Source organism: Rhizobium sp. BK098, from assembly GCF_014193155.1.
GTDB lineage: Bacteria > Pseudomonadota > Alphaproteobacteria > Rhizobiales > Rhizobiaceae > Rhizobium.
Genome location: NZ_JACHYY010000006.1, coordinates 46113 through 63116 on the forward strand (window position 1 = coordinate 46113; position 17004 = coordinate 63116).

The 17004-nt window shown below is 60.6% G+C and carries 15 protein-coding genes; 3 read left to right on the top strand and 12 right to left on the bottom strand.

What is annotated here, in order from left to right; genetic code table 11:
* Positions 1–169: 169 nt before the first annotated feature.
* The 11 genes from fliF to FHT73_RS16710 all read right to left on the bottom strand — a co-directional run bounded on the left by fliF (position 170) and on the right by FHT73_RS16710 (position 10488).
* Complete coding sequence (fliF, locus tag FHT73_RS16660) at positions 170–1846, bottom strand: flagellar basal-body MS-ring/collar protein FliF (protein WP_112608103.1); 1677 nt, start codon at positions 1844–1846, stop codon at positions 170–172.
* Between the two features lie 164 nt (positions 1847–2010).
* A complete protein-coding gene (locus FHT73_RS16665; protein ID WP_183713080.1) occupies positions 2011–2424 on the bottom strand; it encodes a hypothetical protein in 414 nt (137 codons plus the stop codon).
* A 16-nt stretch (positions 2425–2440) separates the two neighbouring features.
* A complete protein-coding gene (cheD, locus tag FHT73_RS16670; RefSeq protein WP_183713083.1) occupies positions 2441–2995 on the bottom strand; it encodes a chemoreceptor glutamine deamidase CheD in 555 nt (184 codons plus the stop codon).
* Positions 2992–3381, bottom strand: a complete 390-nt coding sequence (locus tag FHT73_RS16675) for a response regulator (protein WP_004128537.1) — start codon at positions 3379–3381, stop codon at positions 2992–2994. Before FHT73_RS16675 ends, cheD begins: the two co-directional genes overlap by 4 nt.
* On the bottom strand, positions 3381–4424 hold the full coding sequence (gene cheB, locus FHT73_RS16680) for a protein-glutamate O-methylesterase CheB (RefSeq protein ID WP_183713086.1): 1044 nt from the start codon (positions 4422–4424) through the stop codon (positions 3381–3383). The genes FHT73_RS16675 and cheB overlap by 1 nt, the downstream gene beginning before the upstream one ends.
* The gene (locus FHT73_RS16685; protein WP_183713088.1) at positions 4421–5329 is read right to left on the bottom strand and encodes a protein-glutamate O-methyltransferase; all 909 of its coding nucleotides are present in this window, start codon (positions 5327–5329) and stop codon (positions 4421–4423) included. Before FHT73_RS16685 ends, cheB begins: the two co-directional genes overlap by 4 nt.
* On the bottom strand, positions 5326–5793 hold the full coding sequence (locus tag FHT73_RS16690) for a chemotaxis protein CheW (RefSeq protein WP_112336546.1): 468 nt from the start codon (positions 5791–5793) through the stop codon (positions 5326–5328). Before FHT73_RS16690 ends, FHT73_RS16685 begins: the two co-directional genes overlap by 4 nt.
* Positions 5794–5797: 4 nt before the next feature.
* Positions 5798–8077 carry a chemotaxis protein CheA gene (locus FHT73_RS16695; protein ID WP_183713091.1) on the bottom strand — a complete coding sequence of 760 codons (2280 nt, stop codon included), beginning with the start codon at positions 8075–8077 and terminating at the stop codon, positions 5798–5800.
* Positions 8078–8093: 16 nt separating this feature from the next.
* Positions 8094–8459 carry a chemotaxis response regulator CheY1 gene (cheY1, locus tag FHT73_RS16700; protein ID WP_004128526.1) on the bottom strand — a complete coding sequence of 122 codons (366 nt, stop codon included), beginning with the start codon at positions 8457–8459 and terminating at the stop codon, positions 8094–8096.
* Positions 8456–8752 (bottom strand): STAS domain-containing protein, encoded by a 297-nt coding sequence (locus FHT73_RS16705; RefSeq protein WP_015338779.1) that lies wholly within the window; start codon positions 8750–8752, stop codon positions 8456–8458. The genes cheY1 and FHT73_RS16705 overlap by 4 nt, the downstream gene beginning before the upstream one ends.
* Positions 8753–8814: 62 nt before the next feature.
* Positions 8815–10488, bottom strand: a complete 1674-nt coding sequence (locus FHT73_RS16710) for a globin-coupled sensor protein (RefSeq protein ID WP_246712152.1) — start codon at positions 10486–10488, stop codon at positions 8815–8817.
* Positions 10489–11169: 681 nt separating this feature from the next.
* On the opposite strand from FHT73_RS16710, the gene FHT73_RS16715 reads away from it, so the two are divergent.
* The 3 genes from FHT73_RS16715 (at position 11170) to secD (ending at position 15896) form a co-directional block, all read left to right on the top strand.
* Positions 11170–12690, top strand: coding sequence for a glycosyltransferase family 39 protein (locus FHT73_RS16715; RefSeq protein ID WP_183713094.1), 1521 nt, complete (start codon positions 11170–11172; stop codon positions 12688–12690).
* 138 nt (positions 12691–12828) lie between these two features.
* On the top strand, positions 12829–13248 hold the full coding sequence (locus FHT73_RS16720; protein WP_183713097.1) for a hypothetical protein: 420 nt from the start codon (positions 12829–12831) through the stop codon (positions 13246–13248).
* 92 nt (positions 13249–13340) lie between these two features.
* Positions 13341–15896, top strand: coding sequence for a protein translocase subunit SecD (secD, locus tag FHT73_RS16725; RefSeq protein WP_183713100.1), 2556 nt, complete (start codon positions 13341–13343; stop codon positions 15894–15896).
* A gap of 48 nt (positions 15897–15944) precedes the next feature.
* Here secD and FHT73_RS16730 read toward each other — a convergent pair whose 3' ends face one another.
* Positions 15945–16820, bottom strand: coding sequence for an SMP-30/gluconolactonase/LRE family protein (locus FHT73_RS16730; protein WP_183713103.1), 876 nt, complete (start codon positions 16818–16820; stop codon positions 15945–15947).
* Between the last annotated feature and the right edge of the window lie 184 nt (positions 16821–17004).

Below are 17004 nucleotides of genomic sequence, written 5' to 3' on the forward strand. Positions count from 1 at the left end.
TAAGTCGATTCTCCATACCCAACAACTGTATGTCCTTTGAATTCCATCTTACGAACACGTCAATTCGGCTTATAGCGACTAATTAATCACAGGTTCAAATCGACGGCGCTGCAGGCTCCAATGCCACCTGCCTAGACAAAAAAGACCGGGAGATTTCCCGGTCCTTTCATCAGGCTGCCTGGTCGACGGCCCATTTTCTGAGGATCTTTGCTGCGCGCTCTTCGCTGATTTCCACCATACGGGACAGGCGGCGCTCCGGCCCTTCCTTGACGCGGCGGTTGAAGGTGCCGGCATCGTCGCCCATGGTCAGCAGATCGTCGGTGCTGTCGAAACCGAAGTCCGAGCCGAAGCCGTCCATGAGAGCCGCGCCAGGGCCACCCACAGCCGGTGCGAAGTCTGGCAGCTCGAGGCCAGCCGCTTCCGGCAGCGCTGCGCTGCCATTTGCACCACCAAGCGAGCGGATCAGCGGACGGAAGCCCATCCAGATGATCAGGACAGCGACGGCGACGAAGGCAAGCGAGTTGATGATGCCAGCCATGTTGCGGCTCAGCATGTCGGTGATGCTGAAGCTGGAGGACGTATCTTCAAGCAGCTGACTGTCGAGGAAATTCATGGCATTGACAGTGACGATGTCGCCGCGGGCCGGATCGACGCCCGCTGCCGTTGCGACGATCTTCTGCATCTCGGCGATATAGGCATCGACCTTCGCCTGGTCGGCACCTTCGCCGACCATTTGCGCGATGCGGCCCTTGTTGACCACTACGGCAACGGAGAGCTTTTCGATCTTGTAGCTGTTGCGGGTCGTGGCCGTCGTCTTGCTGTTGATTTCGTAGTTGGTCTGCTCCTCGCGCTTGTCGGACTGGTCGTTCGACGTCGGCGAGTTGCCACCGGATTTCGGAGCCGCCTGCGGGATATTCTGCTCCACGGTGGCTGCGGTGTCCGGCTGGCTTTGCTGCGACTTCTGCGCTTCCTTAACTGTGCGGACGGAGCGCTCAACCTTCGAGTCGGGATCGAAGGTGGTTTCCTGCACCTGCTGACTGTCAGTATTCAACTGCGCCGTCACACTGGAACGGAAATTGTCCATGCCGAGGAAGGGCGCCAAGGCCTTGTCGATGTTGGATTCGACTTCGCTCTGGACGTTCTGCACGATGCCGAGATTGCGGCTCAGCGCTCCGTTGCCAGGATCATCTCCCGATGCGAGGAGCTGGCCGGTGGAATCGAGGATGGTGACGTCGTCGACCTCCAGGCCGGGAACGGCAGAGGCGACAAGATGGCGGATAGCCGAAGCCGATTTGCGGGCAGCCTCCGCACTCGCGCGGATCATGACCGATGCCGTCGGCTTCTGATCCGCCTTCCGGAAGTTGCCGACATCCTGCATGACGATGTGGACGCGGGCAGCGCTGATACCGGCGATAGAAGTGATGGTGCGGCTGATTTCACCCTCGAGAGCACGCACGCGGGTAACTTCCTGCATGAAGGAAGTCAGACCGAGCGAACCGACATTGTCGAAGAGCTCATAGCCGGCCTTGCCGCTCGTCGGCAGGCCGCGCTCGGCGAGAAGCGCGCGGGCCTTGCCGGTCATGCCTGCCGGAACGGTCAGGCTGGAACCGTCCGTGCCGACCTGGAAATTGATCTTGGCTTCAGCGAGCGCGATGCTGATCTGATTGAGATCCGTCGCGTCCAGGCCGACATACAGCGTCTCCTGAGCGGGCTTATTGACGTAGAGGGCCGCCAAAAGGATCAGCAGCACGGAGGCGGCGCCTACGCCTCCCATGATCATCAGCCGCGTTCTCCCGAGATTCTGCAGATTCCGAAACAGGGGAACTAATTGATTTAACAGATTCATTCTGTTCTCGCACGATTCGTCAAATACCTGATGGCTTTGTAACCTGCTGCGAAAATAGAAATCGAAACTTGTGCGAGCGTTTCGTCCGGCCAGAAGAGCCCAGGAAAAAGCCGGAAAGAATCGGAAGATTATATAAGAAAAACAGTATCTATCGTCGGCGGCAGCTAGAAGAAGTCGAAATCGCCCGCAGCCTTTGCCATGGGTTGGACCAGGGGCTGGGCCATGGACGGGGAATGTGCGTGAAAACTGCTGCCGCCAAGCGCCCTTTGCATTTCTGTGAGCTTGACGAGGCTCAGCGCCGTTGCCAGATCCACCGTCCAGGCCTCGGGCATCGCTCCGGCAATGGTATCGATGAATTCGGCGATGCCGCGCGTCTTCTGCACCGCAAGATCGATGCCCTGGACGACCTTCATGGCCTCCGGCGAGGCCAGTATATTGGCATCGCTGATGTCAAGCAGCTGAGGTTCGACGCGTTCGATCAGATAGGCGATGTCATGCAATTCGGAAACGATGCGCAGAAGGATAGCCGGAAGCGTCTCCTCGATGGCAGCCGTCTCAACGTGCTGAAAGGGGGTCATGCACTTGCCTCGCTGATCAGAAAAATTCGATCGTGTTGTCGACTGGCTTGGGAGCCACGACCGGACGCTGCTCCAGCGCTACGGTCTTCTGTGTCTCGGCGCCGGTCAGCGGATATTGCCTGGCTCTTCCGGAAATCGGCCAATATTCGATCTTGCGCCCGTGCTCGCCGCCCGTGCTGGAACTGACGACCGGGATACCCTCGTCTTTCAGAAACTGCATGGCAAAGATCGCGTTCTGCTCGCCGACATTGGAGAAGGTCGCGATCGTCTTGGCGCCACCGAAGACTTTCGCCTCCAGCCGGTCGCGCCTTGCGCCCTTCTTCAGCAGACCGTTGATCAGAAGTTCCATCAGGTGCACGCCGTAACGCGTCGCATCGCCACCGCTCATCGGCGAGTTCGCCATTCCAGGGAGAAGGAAATGGTTCATGCCGCCGACGCCGGCGATGGGATCGCGCAGACAGGCCGCCACGCAGGAGCCGAGGATGGTCGTCAGCACCACTTCCGGATCACTGATGACCGTGTACTCGCCCTGAATGATATGCACGCGACGGGCAGCACCCTCGACGATCATTTCAGAGCTCCGAAGACAGCCTCAATGGCAGCTTTCATCTTTTCGATGGTGAAGGGCTTGGCAAGCACGTTGTTTGCCCCGAGCTGCGCTGCCTTCTGCACCAGCGCCCGGTCGCCCTGCGCCGTCAGAATGATGAAGGCCGCCTTCTTCGTCGTCGGATTCGTGCGGACGGCCTGCAGGAGGCCAAGCCCATCCATCTTCGGCATGTTGAAGTCGGAGATGACCAGATGATGGGGCTGCTGCTCCATGATTTTCATCCCCTGTTCGCCGTCGCCGGCAGCCGTGATCTGCTTGAAGCCGAGCTGCGTCAGCGCATCGCTGAGCAGAAGACGGCTGGTGACCTGATCGTCAACGATCAGAACTTTGATTTTCTCCGCTAGAGACATTATTCGCTCCCTTCCTTTCGGGCGGCTGTTATTTTCAAAATTTCCTCGCCAATGGCGTTCAGCGGAAACTGTTGTTCGACGGCGCCAAGCTCATAGGCGACCCTCGGCATGCCGTAGACCACGCAGGTCTTCTCGTTCTGGCCGATGGTACGCGCCCCGGCGTGGCGCATCTTAAGAAGACCGGCGGCGCCGTCGCGCCCCATACCGGTCAGGATCACGCCGACGGCATTGCGGCCTGCCAGCTCGGCAACCGAATCAAAGAGCACGTCGACAGAGGGGCGATGGCCGTTCACCGGCCCGCCGTCCACCAGACGGCAATGGGGCGCGGAGGTATTGGCGACCCGCAGGTGCCTTTCGCCGCCCGGCGCCAGATAGATCTTGCCGATTTCCAGCCTTGCGCCATCCGTCGCTTCCTGGACAACAGGGGCGCAGAGACGGTTCAGCCGCTCCGCGAAGCTGCGCGTAAAGGTCGGCGGCATATGCTGCGTGATGACGGTCGGCGGGCAGTTGGCTGGGAATTTCTGCAGTACATTGATCAGGGCCTCGACGCCGCCCGTGGAAGAACCGATGGCGACGATCTTACGCCCCACGCGGAAGTCCGCGACGGCCGGCGGCGGCACGCGCTGAGCGGTGGGCTTCACATACTGACGCTGCGAGCGGGCAGCCGCCTTCACCTTATCCGCCAGATCGCCGAAAGGATGCGGCTCGCCCGGCGAGGGCTTTCCGACGCAGTCGAATGCGCCGATTTCGAGGGCGGCAAGCGTCGCGTCGGCACCGCGATGGGTCATGGTGGAGACCATGATGACCGGCATGGGCCTAAGCGTCATGATCTTTTCCAGGAATTCGAGGCCGTTCATGTTCGGCATCTCGATATCGAGGGTGACGACATCCGGATTGAGCGCCTTGATGGCGGCGCGCGCTTCCAAGGCGTCGCCGGCCTGGCCGATGACGTCGACCTCCGGATCGGTACGCAGGACGGCGGTGATGAGACCCCGCATGGTCGGGGAGTCATCGACGACAAGAACACGAGCGGGAGAATTCATGGCTTCCTCCCTGCGGTCTTGCCGAGATAGCGATAGGTGGTGATACCGATATTGTCGAAGACGTGTTTGGCCTCCCCGGCTACGCGCTCGGAGTGGCCGATATAGAGATGGCCGGCATCCTGCAGCTGGCCGGCAAAGCGCGTCCAGATTTTCGTCTGGGTCGGCTCATCGAAATAGATGACGACGTTGCGGCAGAAGATGACGTCGAACAGGCCCTTGAAGGGCCACTGCCCGAGGAGGTTCAGTTCGTTGAAGGTGATGAGCCGCTTGACGCGATCGTCGATCTGGAATTTGCGGCGACCCTGGACATTGACTTCCTGGAACCACTGCTTGCGCATGGCAGGAGAAACCGTTTCGAGCGAAGATTCATCATAGGCACCGGCGCGGGCAAGCCCGAGGATCTTGGGATCGATATCCGTCGCCAGGATCCTGAAATCGAAATCGGCCACATTCGGCATCAAGGCAAGCACCGTCAGCGCAATCGAGTAAGGCTCCTGCCCGTCGGAGCAGGCGGCAGACCAGATGCGCACCCGGCCGCCGGCCTTGGCGCGCGCCAGGAGACCAGGCAGAACCTCGTCGCGCAAATGATCGAAATGATGGTTTTCGCGGAAGAACCGGGTGAAGTTCGTCGTCAGATGCGACAGCATCTCGCGACGCGCCGCACTTCCCGCCGGCGAAGACACCAGCTGGCAGTAGTCGCTGAAGCCGGCGAGGCCCAGCGCGCGGATATGCTTCGACAGCCTGGAATAGACCAGCGACGCCTTGCTCTCGTTGAGAGAAATGCCGGCATCCGCATAGATCATTGCGGCGATTTCCGAGAGGTCGCGGCGCGTCAGCGGGTATTCGCCGCTCGCCAGCACCTCGTCCGGAGACGCCTTAAAATCCATTGCTCCCATCATGCTCATGCAGCCTCGCTTTCGCTTTCAGGGAACAGGGCTTCCAGTTCGATCAGGCAGATCATGCGGCGATCGATCGCCACGATGCCGCGGGCAAACTGCCGCTCGTGATCGGAGGAAACCTCCGGCGTCGGCTGTATGCTGTCGTCGGTAATGGTCAGGATATCCGAAACCGCATCGACCAGAAGACCGACCGCCTTGCGCTTGACCTGGGCCACGATGATCACATGCCGAACTGTCGGTTCCGCCCGCTTCATCCCGAGCCGGGCGGAGAGATCGATGATTGGCAGCACCGCGCCGCGCAGGTTGACGATCCCGAGCACATATCCCGGCGCATGCGGCATGGCCGTTGCGGGCGTCCAGCCGCGGATTTCCCGAACCGACATGATGTTAACGCAGAATTCCTGGTCGCCGATGCGAAAGGCGATCAGCTCGCGATTGCCCTGGTTCAGGTTCTTGACGGCATAAGACATCAAGTCACCCCGCCGCCGCGTAAGACATTTCGGGCTTCAGCGCCTGGCCGCGCGAAGCGCCGACCACCGCATCGACATCCAGGATCAGCGCCACGCGGCCATCGCCGAGGATGGTCGCTGCAGCAATGCCCGGGACATGCGTGTAGTTGGCTTCGAGGCTCTTGATGACGACCTGGCGCTGGCCCTGGATGGCATCGACCATGAGAGCACGCTGACCACCGCCTTCCGATTCCACCAACAGCGCGACGCCGTCGACCGGATTGGCCTGTGTGGCGCGGAAGTTCAGGATGCGGCCGACGTCAACCAGCGGGCAGAAGCTGTTGCGGATCGAGATCAGGCGGTGGTTGGCGCCGAAGGAGTGGATCGCGGAAGCCTCGGGCTGCAGCGTCTCGACGATCGCCGTCAGCGGCACGACCAGGGTCTGGCCGGCAACCGTGACCACCATGCCGTCGAGAACGGCCAGCGTCAGCGGCAGGCTCATGGTGAAGACCGAGCCCTGCCCCGGCCTGGAGGTGATGTTGATGCGGCCACCGAGCGCCTGGATAGAGCGCTTGACCACGTCCATGCCGACGCCGCGGCCGGAAATGTCCGAAATCTTGTCGGCGGTCGAGAAGCCCGGCAGGAAGATCAAGTTGTCGATTTCCTCATCCGACAGATTGGCGTCTGCCGCGATCAGGTCGTTGTCGATGGCCTTCTGGCGCACCCTCTCGCGGTTGATGCCGGCGCCGTCGTCGGCAAGCTCGATCAGGATGCGGCCGGAACGATGCTTTGCCGTCAGCCGGACGGTGCCTTCCGGGTTCTTGCCAAGCGTCGAGCGCTTTTCCGGCGTTTCGATGCCATGATCGACGGCATTGCGGATCATGTGCGTTAGCGGTTCGGCAAGCTTGTCGATCACCGTCTTATCGACCTCGGTGTTTTCGCCCTCGGTGATCAGGCGTATCGACTTGCCGGTCATATCGGCGATTTCGCGGACGATGCGCGACATGCGCTGGAAGACGGGCTTTACCGGCTGTGCGCGGATCGCCATGACGCTGTCCTGGATCTCGCGGGTGAGCTGCTGCAGCTCCTCGAGACCCATATTGATCGAGGACACGCCGTTATTGTCATTCTCGATGACACTCTGGGAGAGCATCGCCTGGTTGATGACAAGCTCGCCGACGAGATTGATCAGACGATCGACGCGGTCGAGATCGACACGGATGGTCTGGCCGGCGGCTGCGGCGGCATTGTTCTGCGCTGCGGCAGCATTAGAAGCGGCAGCTGCGGCGAGGGCGGCTTCTTTCTTCTCGACGCGTGCAGCGGCCGAGGCGAGCTGCGTAACATTGCTTGCGGTTTCCGCAGCTGCAACGGCGGCAGCGACATCGTTTCCGGGCGCCGGTGTTTCCTTTCCGGCCTCTGCAGCCGCGGCGGCGCCGTCATTGTCAAGGATCGAAAGATCGAAGGGCACCGGTACCATTGGCAACTCTTCGCTGGTCGAAGACCCGCCGCCTGCGACCGGCTGGACATCGAGATCGCAATCCCATTCGGCAAATTCAAAGACGGTACGAATGGCGTCTTCGCCCTTGTCCGTCTTGATCGAGATTGCCCATTTGAAATAGGCGCCTTCTGGATCGATGTCGGGAAGGCCCGGCAATGCATCCATATCGCAGAAGATATTCATCTCGCCGAGTCGCGAGAGGTCGCGCAGCAGCAGCGTCGCGTCGTTGCCCTTGGCGTAGAGATCGGACCGCGGCTTGAAGCTGACTTCATATTCCGGCCTGGCATCAACGGCCAGCTCGTCGCTGCCGAAATCATCGTCGAAGCTGAAGGGGATCGGCTGGAAACCACTTTCGTCGGTCGGCGCGGCCGCAACGGACTTCGGAGCAACTTCGGCAACCACCGCTGCCGACGGCGCGGGAACATCGCCATTTGCCAGCGCTTCCAGTTCCTTGACAAGGCCGCGGCTACGCGCCGGATCGACGCTGCCGCCATCGCGAGCAGCATTGGTGAGATCCGCCAGAACGTCGGCGGCCTTGAGCATGACCTTCAGGACATCCTGGGTCGGCTCCAGCTTGTTGGATCGAACGCAATCGAGCGTCGTCTCGAAGACATGAGCGAAGGCGACAAGATCGTCCAGACCGAAGGCACCCGCCCCACCCTTGATGGAATGAACGGCGCGGAAGACGGCATTGACGGTTTCCGGGTCACGGTCGCCATCATTCATTTTCAGGAGACCGGATTCCAGTTCGGCGAGCTGCTCTTCGCACTCTTGGAAGAAAATCTCTTTGATTTCGTTCATGTCCATGAGGGATGGATCCTGTCTAGGCGGTTACGCGCTCGATGGCATCGATCAGCTTGGCGGGATCGAACGGCTTGACGATCCAGCCGGTCGCACCGGCCTGGCGGGCACGGTTCTTCTTTTCCGCGTCGCTTTCCGTCGTCAGCACGAGGATCGGAACGGCGCGGTATCTGTCGTTGCGGCGAACGCCCTCGATAAAACCGAAGCCGTCAAGACGCGGCATATTGATATCGGTGACGATGACGTCAGGATTGGCTTCTTCCAGAATTTCCAGGCCCTCGACACCGTCTTCGGCCTGAATGGTCTCGAAGCCTGCATTGTTGAGGGTCACGAGAAGCATGTTTCGGATGGTTCGAGAATCATCCACCGTCAGCACTTTTTTCTTCATTGCCGGATCTCCTTGGCAAGCAGATGGGAGATATCCACCCCGATCACCTGCATCGTTTTTTGAAATGCATCCGACACCTTGGAGAAGGTGAAGGAGAGTTTGTCCTCATCCCAGGTCTTGGCGGCAGCCATGATGACCTGCACGCACAAAGTCCCGATCCTTTCGACACCGGACGCATCGATCGCGACATTGCTGCCGCGCAACCCCATCAGCGTACCGCGAAGGCTCGAGGCCTCGTTGAGATCCAGCACTGCGGCCAGACTGATTGTCTTTTCGCCTTTCCTGCTCGGCATCGCGTCATTCCTCGTTGTCTGAAATCAGGCCCGTCGGCCCGCATGTGCATGAAACTGAAAGATCAATAGGCATTGCGATCGCCTCCTGCTGCGGCCCTGCGAAGCGGGAAGCCGAAATCAGCCATATCCTCTTCGTTCTGCGTGATGCCGAGCTCCTCGCGGGCTGGGAGCTGCGGTTGCTGCGCGGCCCTGACCGGGACGGCAGGGGCCACATGCCGCCGCTCGCGCTCGATGCGGAATTCGCGGATGGTCCGGCCGAGTTCGACGACGACGGAATGAAGGTGATCGGCACCTTCCTCGGAGCGGCTGGCCTCGCTGCCGGCAGCGGCCGCACGCTCGCTATGGCCGCCGATATCTGATGTCAGTGCCTTGAGGCCGGCGACTTGTTCGTCGCTCGCCGCGACAATTCCGGAAATGGCTTCATTGATATCCGTCACCTGGCGGACAATGCTGCCGATCGCTTCCTGGGTGCGGCCGACCATCTGCACGCCGGCATCCACCTGCGCCTTGGTGCCCGTTACCAGAACCTTGATCTCGCGTGCGGCATCGGCGGAACGCTGGGCAAGCGCGCGGACTTCCTGCGCAACGACGGCAAAGCCGCGGCCGCTATCACCGGCGCGGGCGGCCTCGATGCCGGCATTCAGCGCAAGAAGATTGGTCTGGAAAGCGATCTCATCGATGACGCCGATGATCTGGCCGATCTTTTCAGCTGACGTTTCGATATCGGCCATGGCCGATATCGCCTGCCCGACGATCTTGCCGCTGTCTTCGGCCGCCACTCGGGTCGATGCGGTGACGCGCTCGGCCGAGCGGGTATTGGCTGCATTGCCGCGCACCTGTTCGGCCAGTTCCGCTAGCTGCTTTGCAGAGGCCGCAAGTCCTTGCGACTGTTCGAACGATTTTTCCGCCAGGGATTTCGAGGCGCGAGAAATGGCGTCGCTCGTCGCTTCGGCCGCCTGCACACCACCGGACAGCGCCGAAAACTGCTGCTGAATATCAGTAAGCGCCACGTTCAAGGCTTCCGCCACTTCGGTATAGGCCTCGGGACAATCCATCGGCATACGGGTCGTCAGATCGCGAGCGGTAAGGCCGTTGGCGAGATCGGCAATCAAGGCCGCTGCCTCGGCGCGGTCGGCAGCCCGCTGTTCGGCCAGCGCCCGCTGGTGACCGACCCGCAATTCGTTGAACCGCAACGATACGGCAATCTCGGCATCGACCATCACCAAGCGCACGACCGATGTCACGAGTTCGCTGAGCTCGCGGGCGCGGCGCTTGGCTCCCGGCAGAATGGCGCGGCCGCCCATATCTTCGAGAAGGCCGGAAAGAAGATGCTCCAGCATCACACCATGGCCCGCAACATGCCAGCGCGGATCGAGCCCCATCTTGCTTTCGCTGTCGGACAGAACCTTGACGCGCTCGGCATAGAGGCTGTCGAAGCGAGCATCCGTCAGCACATCCCAGTGCGAGGAGTGCAAATCCTGGAGCCGTACGAGCTGGCTTTCGCTCGAAAAATTGCGCGCAGCGTCGGGATAGGTCTGGAAACGGAGGAAAAGATCGCGCAGGCCGGCTTTCAGATGTGCCTCGAGCATCGGCCGGTGACGGCGCAGCGTTTCGCATTGTCCCGCATCGAGACCAGCAAAGCGCAAGCGATCGCGAAGGCTGCCAGCCTGCGCCCTGCCTGCCTGATCTGAAGGCGTATCCTGCGCCAAAGTCGCCCCTGCCGAACTGCCGCGCATTGAAGCGCCGGCGAAACCGCTGATGATCCGTGCCAGGCGCAATGAGGAGGCGAGAAAAGGCAGCCGTCGCCGTCGATCGACTGATCGAGGCACCGAAGCTCGCTCGTTCATCAAAGTCTGTTGCGGACCTGTTTGATGACATGGATACCGGATCGGACCCGGTACGACGGGGCGGCTTCATGCCTGGTGAGAACGAGTCACAATTTTCCCATTCCGACGTTCAAGTTCAATATTTATGGTTAATTCCTTGCCCGAAGGTTAATGACGGACGAGACGCGGCTCGTAGTTATCCCTACTAAATTAGCGACTACTTTGTTGCCGGAAAAGAACATCGATCGTAAGTCACGAGCAAGCTTCATCCCTTACTACCCAAGGGATAGACAGTTTCGATGTCGTTACGGAGAGAGCAATGATTGTTCTTGGTTTGACAGCCTCGCTGATGGCCAGCCTGACGCTTACGGCCTTCATGCTTCTATATCGTCTCGAAGAGGCGCGCGGCAAAGCCACTAGCCGCATTCTCTAGACAAAGCTGTAACGGACATCTCAGATCCAAGATCGGACATATGGCAGCTCGTGGCCAAGACGGCGAGCGCTGCTGTTCTTACGGACGGCAGGGAGCTAGCTTTGGCCTCAATAGTTCCGTATTAAGCCTCACGATCAGGCACCGAGACCCATCTTTTAATGCTCGACACGACCCATTCCCGAACAAACGCCCAGAAACTTTCGCTGGGGCTCGCCCTCGCGATCATCTTCGGAGTGACGCTCTGGCGCGTGCTCATGTTGCTCCTCAACAAGACGGACCTCTTCGTCGATGAGGCGCAATATTGGTTCTGGGGCCAGAATCTGGATTTCGGCTATTATTCCAAGCCGCCGATGATTGCCTGGGTCATCCGCTTCTTCAATGCGATCTCCGGCTCGGATTCGACCTTCTGGATCCGCATATCGGCGCCGCTCTTCCATCTTGCCACCGCCCTGATGCTGATGTGCACCACGCGGCGGCTGATCGACGACGAGACCGGACGCGAGATTGCGCCATGGGTCGGCGTCATCTTCATCACCCTGCCGGCTGCCTCGCTTTCCGCCGTGCTGGTATCGACCGATACGATCCAGATCCTGTTCGTGACGATCGCCATCTGGGCCTTTATCGGTCTGACCAGGCGCTCCTCGGTACTGGAAGCCGTCATTCTCGGCGCCAGCCTCGGTTGCGCTTTCCTGACGAAATATTCGGTGCTCTTCCTTCTACCGGGCGTCGGGATTGCCATGCTGACGATGCGTTCGGCGCGGATCGCCTGGCGGGATATGGTGATTGCCGCCATCGTCGGCGCCATCGTCGTTTCCCCTAATCTCTGGTGGAACCTTACCCATGATGCGGCGACCATAAAGCACACGGAAAACATCGCCCAATGGAGCAAGAGCGGCAGCGGCAACACTCTGGCGAAGCACATACTCAACGGGCTCAGCTTCTTCGGCGCGCAGTTCGGCGTAGTTGGCCCGGTCGTCTTCTTTGCGCTCTTGTGGGCAACGTGGCGCCTGATCCGTGGACAGAGCGACGACCGCGAAAAGCTGCTGTTCTGGCTGTCAGTGCCTGTCGTAGCGCTGATCACGCTGCAGGCACTTCTCGCCAAGGCCTATGCCAACTGGGCAGTCTCGGCCTATGCCGCCGGTACCATTCTTGCCGTATGGCTGCTCTATCGGCTGACGAAAAAGGGGCTGAGCACCTCGCTGATCATAGGGGCCGTCGTCGCCGTCGTGATCCCGGTACTGACGGTCTTCGCCTATGACATCAAACTGCCGAACGGCAATCTCGTTATGAAGCGCTATGTCGGCCGTAGCGTCATCAGTCAAGAAATCGCCGATATCGCCACGCAGGCGAAGATGACCGAAATCGTCGCGCAGGATCGCGATATCCTTGCCGATCTCTACTATACGCTGAAGGGCAAGCCGTTCCGTATCTATGCCCGCCCTTTCGGCGGCTTCCCCCACAACTATTATGAGCAGGATTTTTCCCTGCCGGCCAGTGTGACCGGTCCGGTATTGTTCGTCGACAACGATCCGATCGAGTGCCCGGAAGGCCGGGCCGAGCCCCTGAAGAGCTGGTCGCCGCCCTATGGCGCAATGAAGGGCAAGACGCTCTACGCCTATCGCGTGCCGGCATCCTGTCTGGCGCCCAAACCGTCAGTAACGGGTGCGGCGGAAAATTAAGAAATCGAGCCGGGACTGTTGACCGGCTCGTGCAACTGCATCATGACAGGCCGCTACTAGGAAGACGCTAGGCGTCCTGTTATCATGACCGAACCGCCGGAGTTCGCTCCGGCAAAGGAATGAAGGCATTTTGGACCGTTGAGCCCGCTCGAATTCGGCGCCGCCGACAGCGAAGATGGAGACGAGAGGACGCATCGCGCCGGAGCGCGCGTGATCGCCTCGCTGTTCGTCGCATTTTTCGCCTATATCGGACTGGCGCTCGGCGGCGGCATCAATCTTGCCACGCGCGCCGATGCCGAAGCCCTCTCCTCAGGCAAGGACAGTCAGCCCCTCTACCTTTCCCTGCGCGATCCGGTGCGCGGCATTACCGTCGCCGACCGGCTGGTGACGCCGAAGGCCGCATGGCAAGACCTCGGCCCTGCAACACTTGCCGCCCTGCCCACCCTCGGATATCCGGCGACCTCCTGGCTGCTGAGCCGCCCGAAAGATGCCGCACGGCTCGAATCCCTGGCGTTTCGCGCCTATCTAGCGCGCGCGCCTCCAGGCGCGCTCACCTAAGCGTTGGCGCCTACGCGCCGCATTTCCGATAAGACCTCAAGTCCGCCTGCGGCCAGGCCGTCGGCATAAGCCTATTTTCAAGGATAATACCCATGCGTACCTCACCATGGCTCGTGGCACTCTATACAGTGGTCATCGTCATCGGCTTTCTGATTGCAATGCCGAACGTGCTGCCGCAGTCGGTTCTCAGCAAGATCCCATCCTGGCTGCCTCATAGCCAGGTTTCGCTCGGCCTCGACCTTCGCGGCGGTTCCTATCTCGTTCTTGAAGTCGACGAGAAGGATCTGACGAACGGCCGGCTGCAATCGCTGCAGCAGGACGCCCGGCGCGTGCTGCGCGACAAGAACATCCAGACCCGCTCGATCATCCGCAACGGCGATCAGATCGTCGTGACGCTCACTGATCCCTCGCAGAGCAGCGATGCAGTGACGCAACTGCGCACGCTTGCCAATACGATCACATCCGGCCTCTCAGCCGGTCAGTCCGATCTCAACATCACGCCGAATGGCGCGACGATCGCGATGTCCTTCTCGCAAGCCGGCATTTCGGCCAACGTCGATTCCGCCGTCCAGCAGAGCCTTGAAGTCATCCGCAAGCGCGTCGACCAGGTGGGCGTTGCCGAGCCGACCATTCAGCGCGTCGGACCGAACCGCGTTCTCGTCCAGCTTCCGGGTGCGCAGGATCCCTCGCATCTGCGCGAGCTTCTCGGTTCGACCGCGAAGATGTCCTTCCACCTGCTCGCCGACAATGCCGATCCAAACAATCCGCCTCCCGGCGTCACCATCATGAAGGACGAGCGGGGCACCAGCTATCCGGTTCTCGACCGCATCGAACTATCCGGCGACCGTCTGACGGACGCCCGCGTCAGCTTCGATCCGAACACGCACGAGCCGCTCGTCACCTTCCGCTTCGACAGCGCCGGCGCCAACCGCTTTGCCGAAATCACCCGCGAAAATGTCGGCAAGCCCTTCGCAATCGTTCTCGACAACAAGGTGCTGAGCGCACCGAATATCCGCGAGCCGATCACCGGCGGTTCAGGCCAGATCTCCGGCAACTTCACCGCAGAAAGCGCCACCACGCTTGCAGCCCTGCTGCGCGCCGGCGCTCTGCCCGCCAAGCTCACCGTCATCGAAGAACGCACCGTCGGCGCCGATCTCGGTAGCGACGCGATCCAGAAGGGCATCTATAGCGGCCTCGTCGGCTTCGTCCTGGTTGCCGCCTTCATCTTCGTGCTCTATGGCGCCTGGGGCATTCTCGCCAATGTCGCGCTGCTCATCCACACGGTCCTGACCTTCTCGGCCCTGACGCTTGTCGGCGCCACGCTGACGCTGCCCGGCATCGCCGGTATCGTCCTTGGTATCGGCCTTGCGGTTGATGCCAACGTTCTCATCAACGAGCGCATCCGCGAAGAAACCCGCAAGGGCCGCGGCGCCTTCGCCGCTATCGACAATGGTTTCAAGAAGGCCTATTCGACGATCATCGACGGCAACATGACAGCCCTCATCGCCGCCGCGATCCTGTTCTACTTCGGCTCCGGCCCCGTTCGCGGCTTTGCCGTGACCATGGGTCTCGGTCTCATTATCTCGATGTTCACCTCCGTCGCCTTCGTACGCGTCGTGATGATCGCCATCACCCGTCGCCGCAAGCTGAAGGTGATCAACATCAGACCGCTGATCCCCTTCAGCCCCTACGACAAGCACATCCAGTTCATGAAGGCCCGCTTCTTCGGCGTCACCGTCTCGGCGATCCTGTCGATCGCCTCGGTGGTTCTGTTCATCCATCCGGGCCTCAACTACGGCGTTGATTTCCGCGGCGGCATCCAGATGTCGGTCAAGACCAAGGACGCAGCCGATCTGTCCACGTTCCGCGAGGGCTTGAACACGCTCGGCCTCGGCGAAATCGCATTGCAGTCCTTCGGCGACAACAACAGCCTTCTTGTCCGCGCCCAGCGCCAGGACGGCGGCGAAGAGGCGCAGACGGCGGCAGTGACCAAGCTCAAGGCCGAAATCGTCAAGATCGACCCAAGCGCGACCATCGAAGGCACCGATGTCATCGGTCCGAAGGTCTCGGGCGAGCTTGCCTGGGCCGGCATCCTGTCGGTCGTAATCGCCAGCCTGGCGATGCTCGTCTATATCTGGGTGCGGTTCGAATGGCCGTTCGCGGTCGGCGCCATCGTCACGCTGGTGCTCGATGTGACCAAGGCGATCGGCTTCTTCGCGATCACCGGCCTCGATTTCAACCTGACGGCCATCGCCGCGATCCTGACGCTTGTGGGATACTCGGTGAACGACAAGGTCGTGGTCTATGACCGCATGCGTGAAAACATGCGGCTCTACAAGTCGATGCCGCTGCGCGACATCATCGACAAGTCGATCAACGAGACCCTGGCGCGAAGCCTCTATACCAATGCCACCGCCTTCCTGGCGCTGGTGCCGATGGCGATCTGGGGCGGCAGCGCCGTCTCCAGCTTCGCGATCCCCATGGTGTTCGGCATCCTCGTCGCCGGCGCCTCATCGGTCTTCATCGCGGCGCCGATCCTGCTGTTCCTCGGCGACTGGCGTCGCCGTCATGCCAAGCCGGTCGCCAATGACACGGCGTCGGCAGACGGCAAGTCCGGTAAGGACAACAAGCAGATTCCTGCTGCTTAACACATGAAAAGAGGACATGCCCGGCGTCCGGGCATGTCCTCCAGCCGCTTACGAAATCGGCGGCATATGCAAAGGCAAGCCCGGACGCGGGGCCGTAATCTTTTCTACAACTCCGTTTTCCTGCTCGCTGACGAGCAGATGCTTGCCGTCCACGGTGAAGGCGATATTGGCCGGCCTTGTGCCGTCGGTGCGGATATGGCCGGCCATTTTTCCCTCGGTGTCCACCATGGAAATTTCACCTAGGCCGTACATGGCACAATACAGCATGCCACTGCGATCAAAAGCGAGGCCTGCCGGTCCGCGCAGCGCATTGACGGCAGGGGATGTCATCGACTGGACAAACATTTCCTGCCTGCCGCCCACGACCTGCCGATAGATTTTTCCGGTCAGCGTTTCGCTATAGTAGAGCAATCCGTCGGTACCGAAGGCAATACCGCTCGCAAAGAGCAAGCCGGCTGCCAGGACCCGGATGACCCGGCCCTCCGACGGATCGATCTGATAGACGCAGCCATTATAAGCCGCCTTGAAGAAATCGGGATGGATGTGGCCGCCTTCGAGAAGATTGGCAAGGCGGATACCGGAATCGATCATATAAAGCAGGCCGTCAGGTCCGAAAGCGAGTGCATTCGGATGGAGAAACGGACCATCGGCGCTGCCTTCAATGACCTGCAGGACGCGGCCTTGCGCCGACAATCTGACAAGGGAATTCTCCGGGCCATTGGCTACCCAGAAACATCCGTCACCATCCGCCGCAATCCCCATCGGCCAGCCGCCGACCCGGCAAAGTTCCTGCGGTACGCCGCTTGCGTCGAAAAGTTTCAGACAGCGGCGACTGGCATCCATTTCTACGACCGCGAGGCGACCGTCCGGCAAGGCCACGAGGCCGCTAGGCAGACGCAGCCCGGTGGCAATCGTTTCGTTCATGTTTTGAAACCTTCATTCTACGCATTACGAAGCCCCAAAAACTCAAAATGCTGCGCCGAAATGATACATAAGCACGAAGAAGATCCTTTTCGAGCCGGGCGAATGCAAATCCCGATAAGATTCTTGCGCCAGAGGTCACATCCGCGTGCGAGCCCTGTTAATCTTGACAGGCTTTAGCGATTCG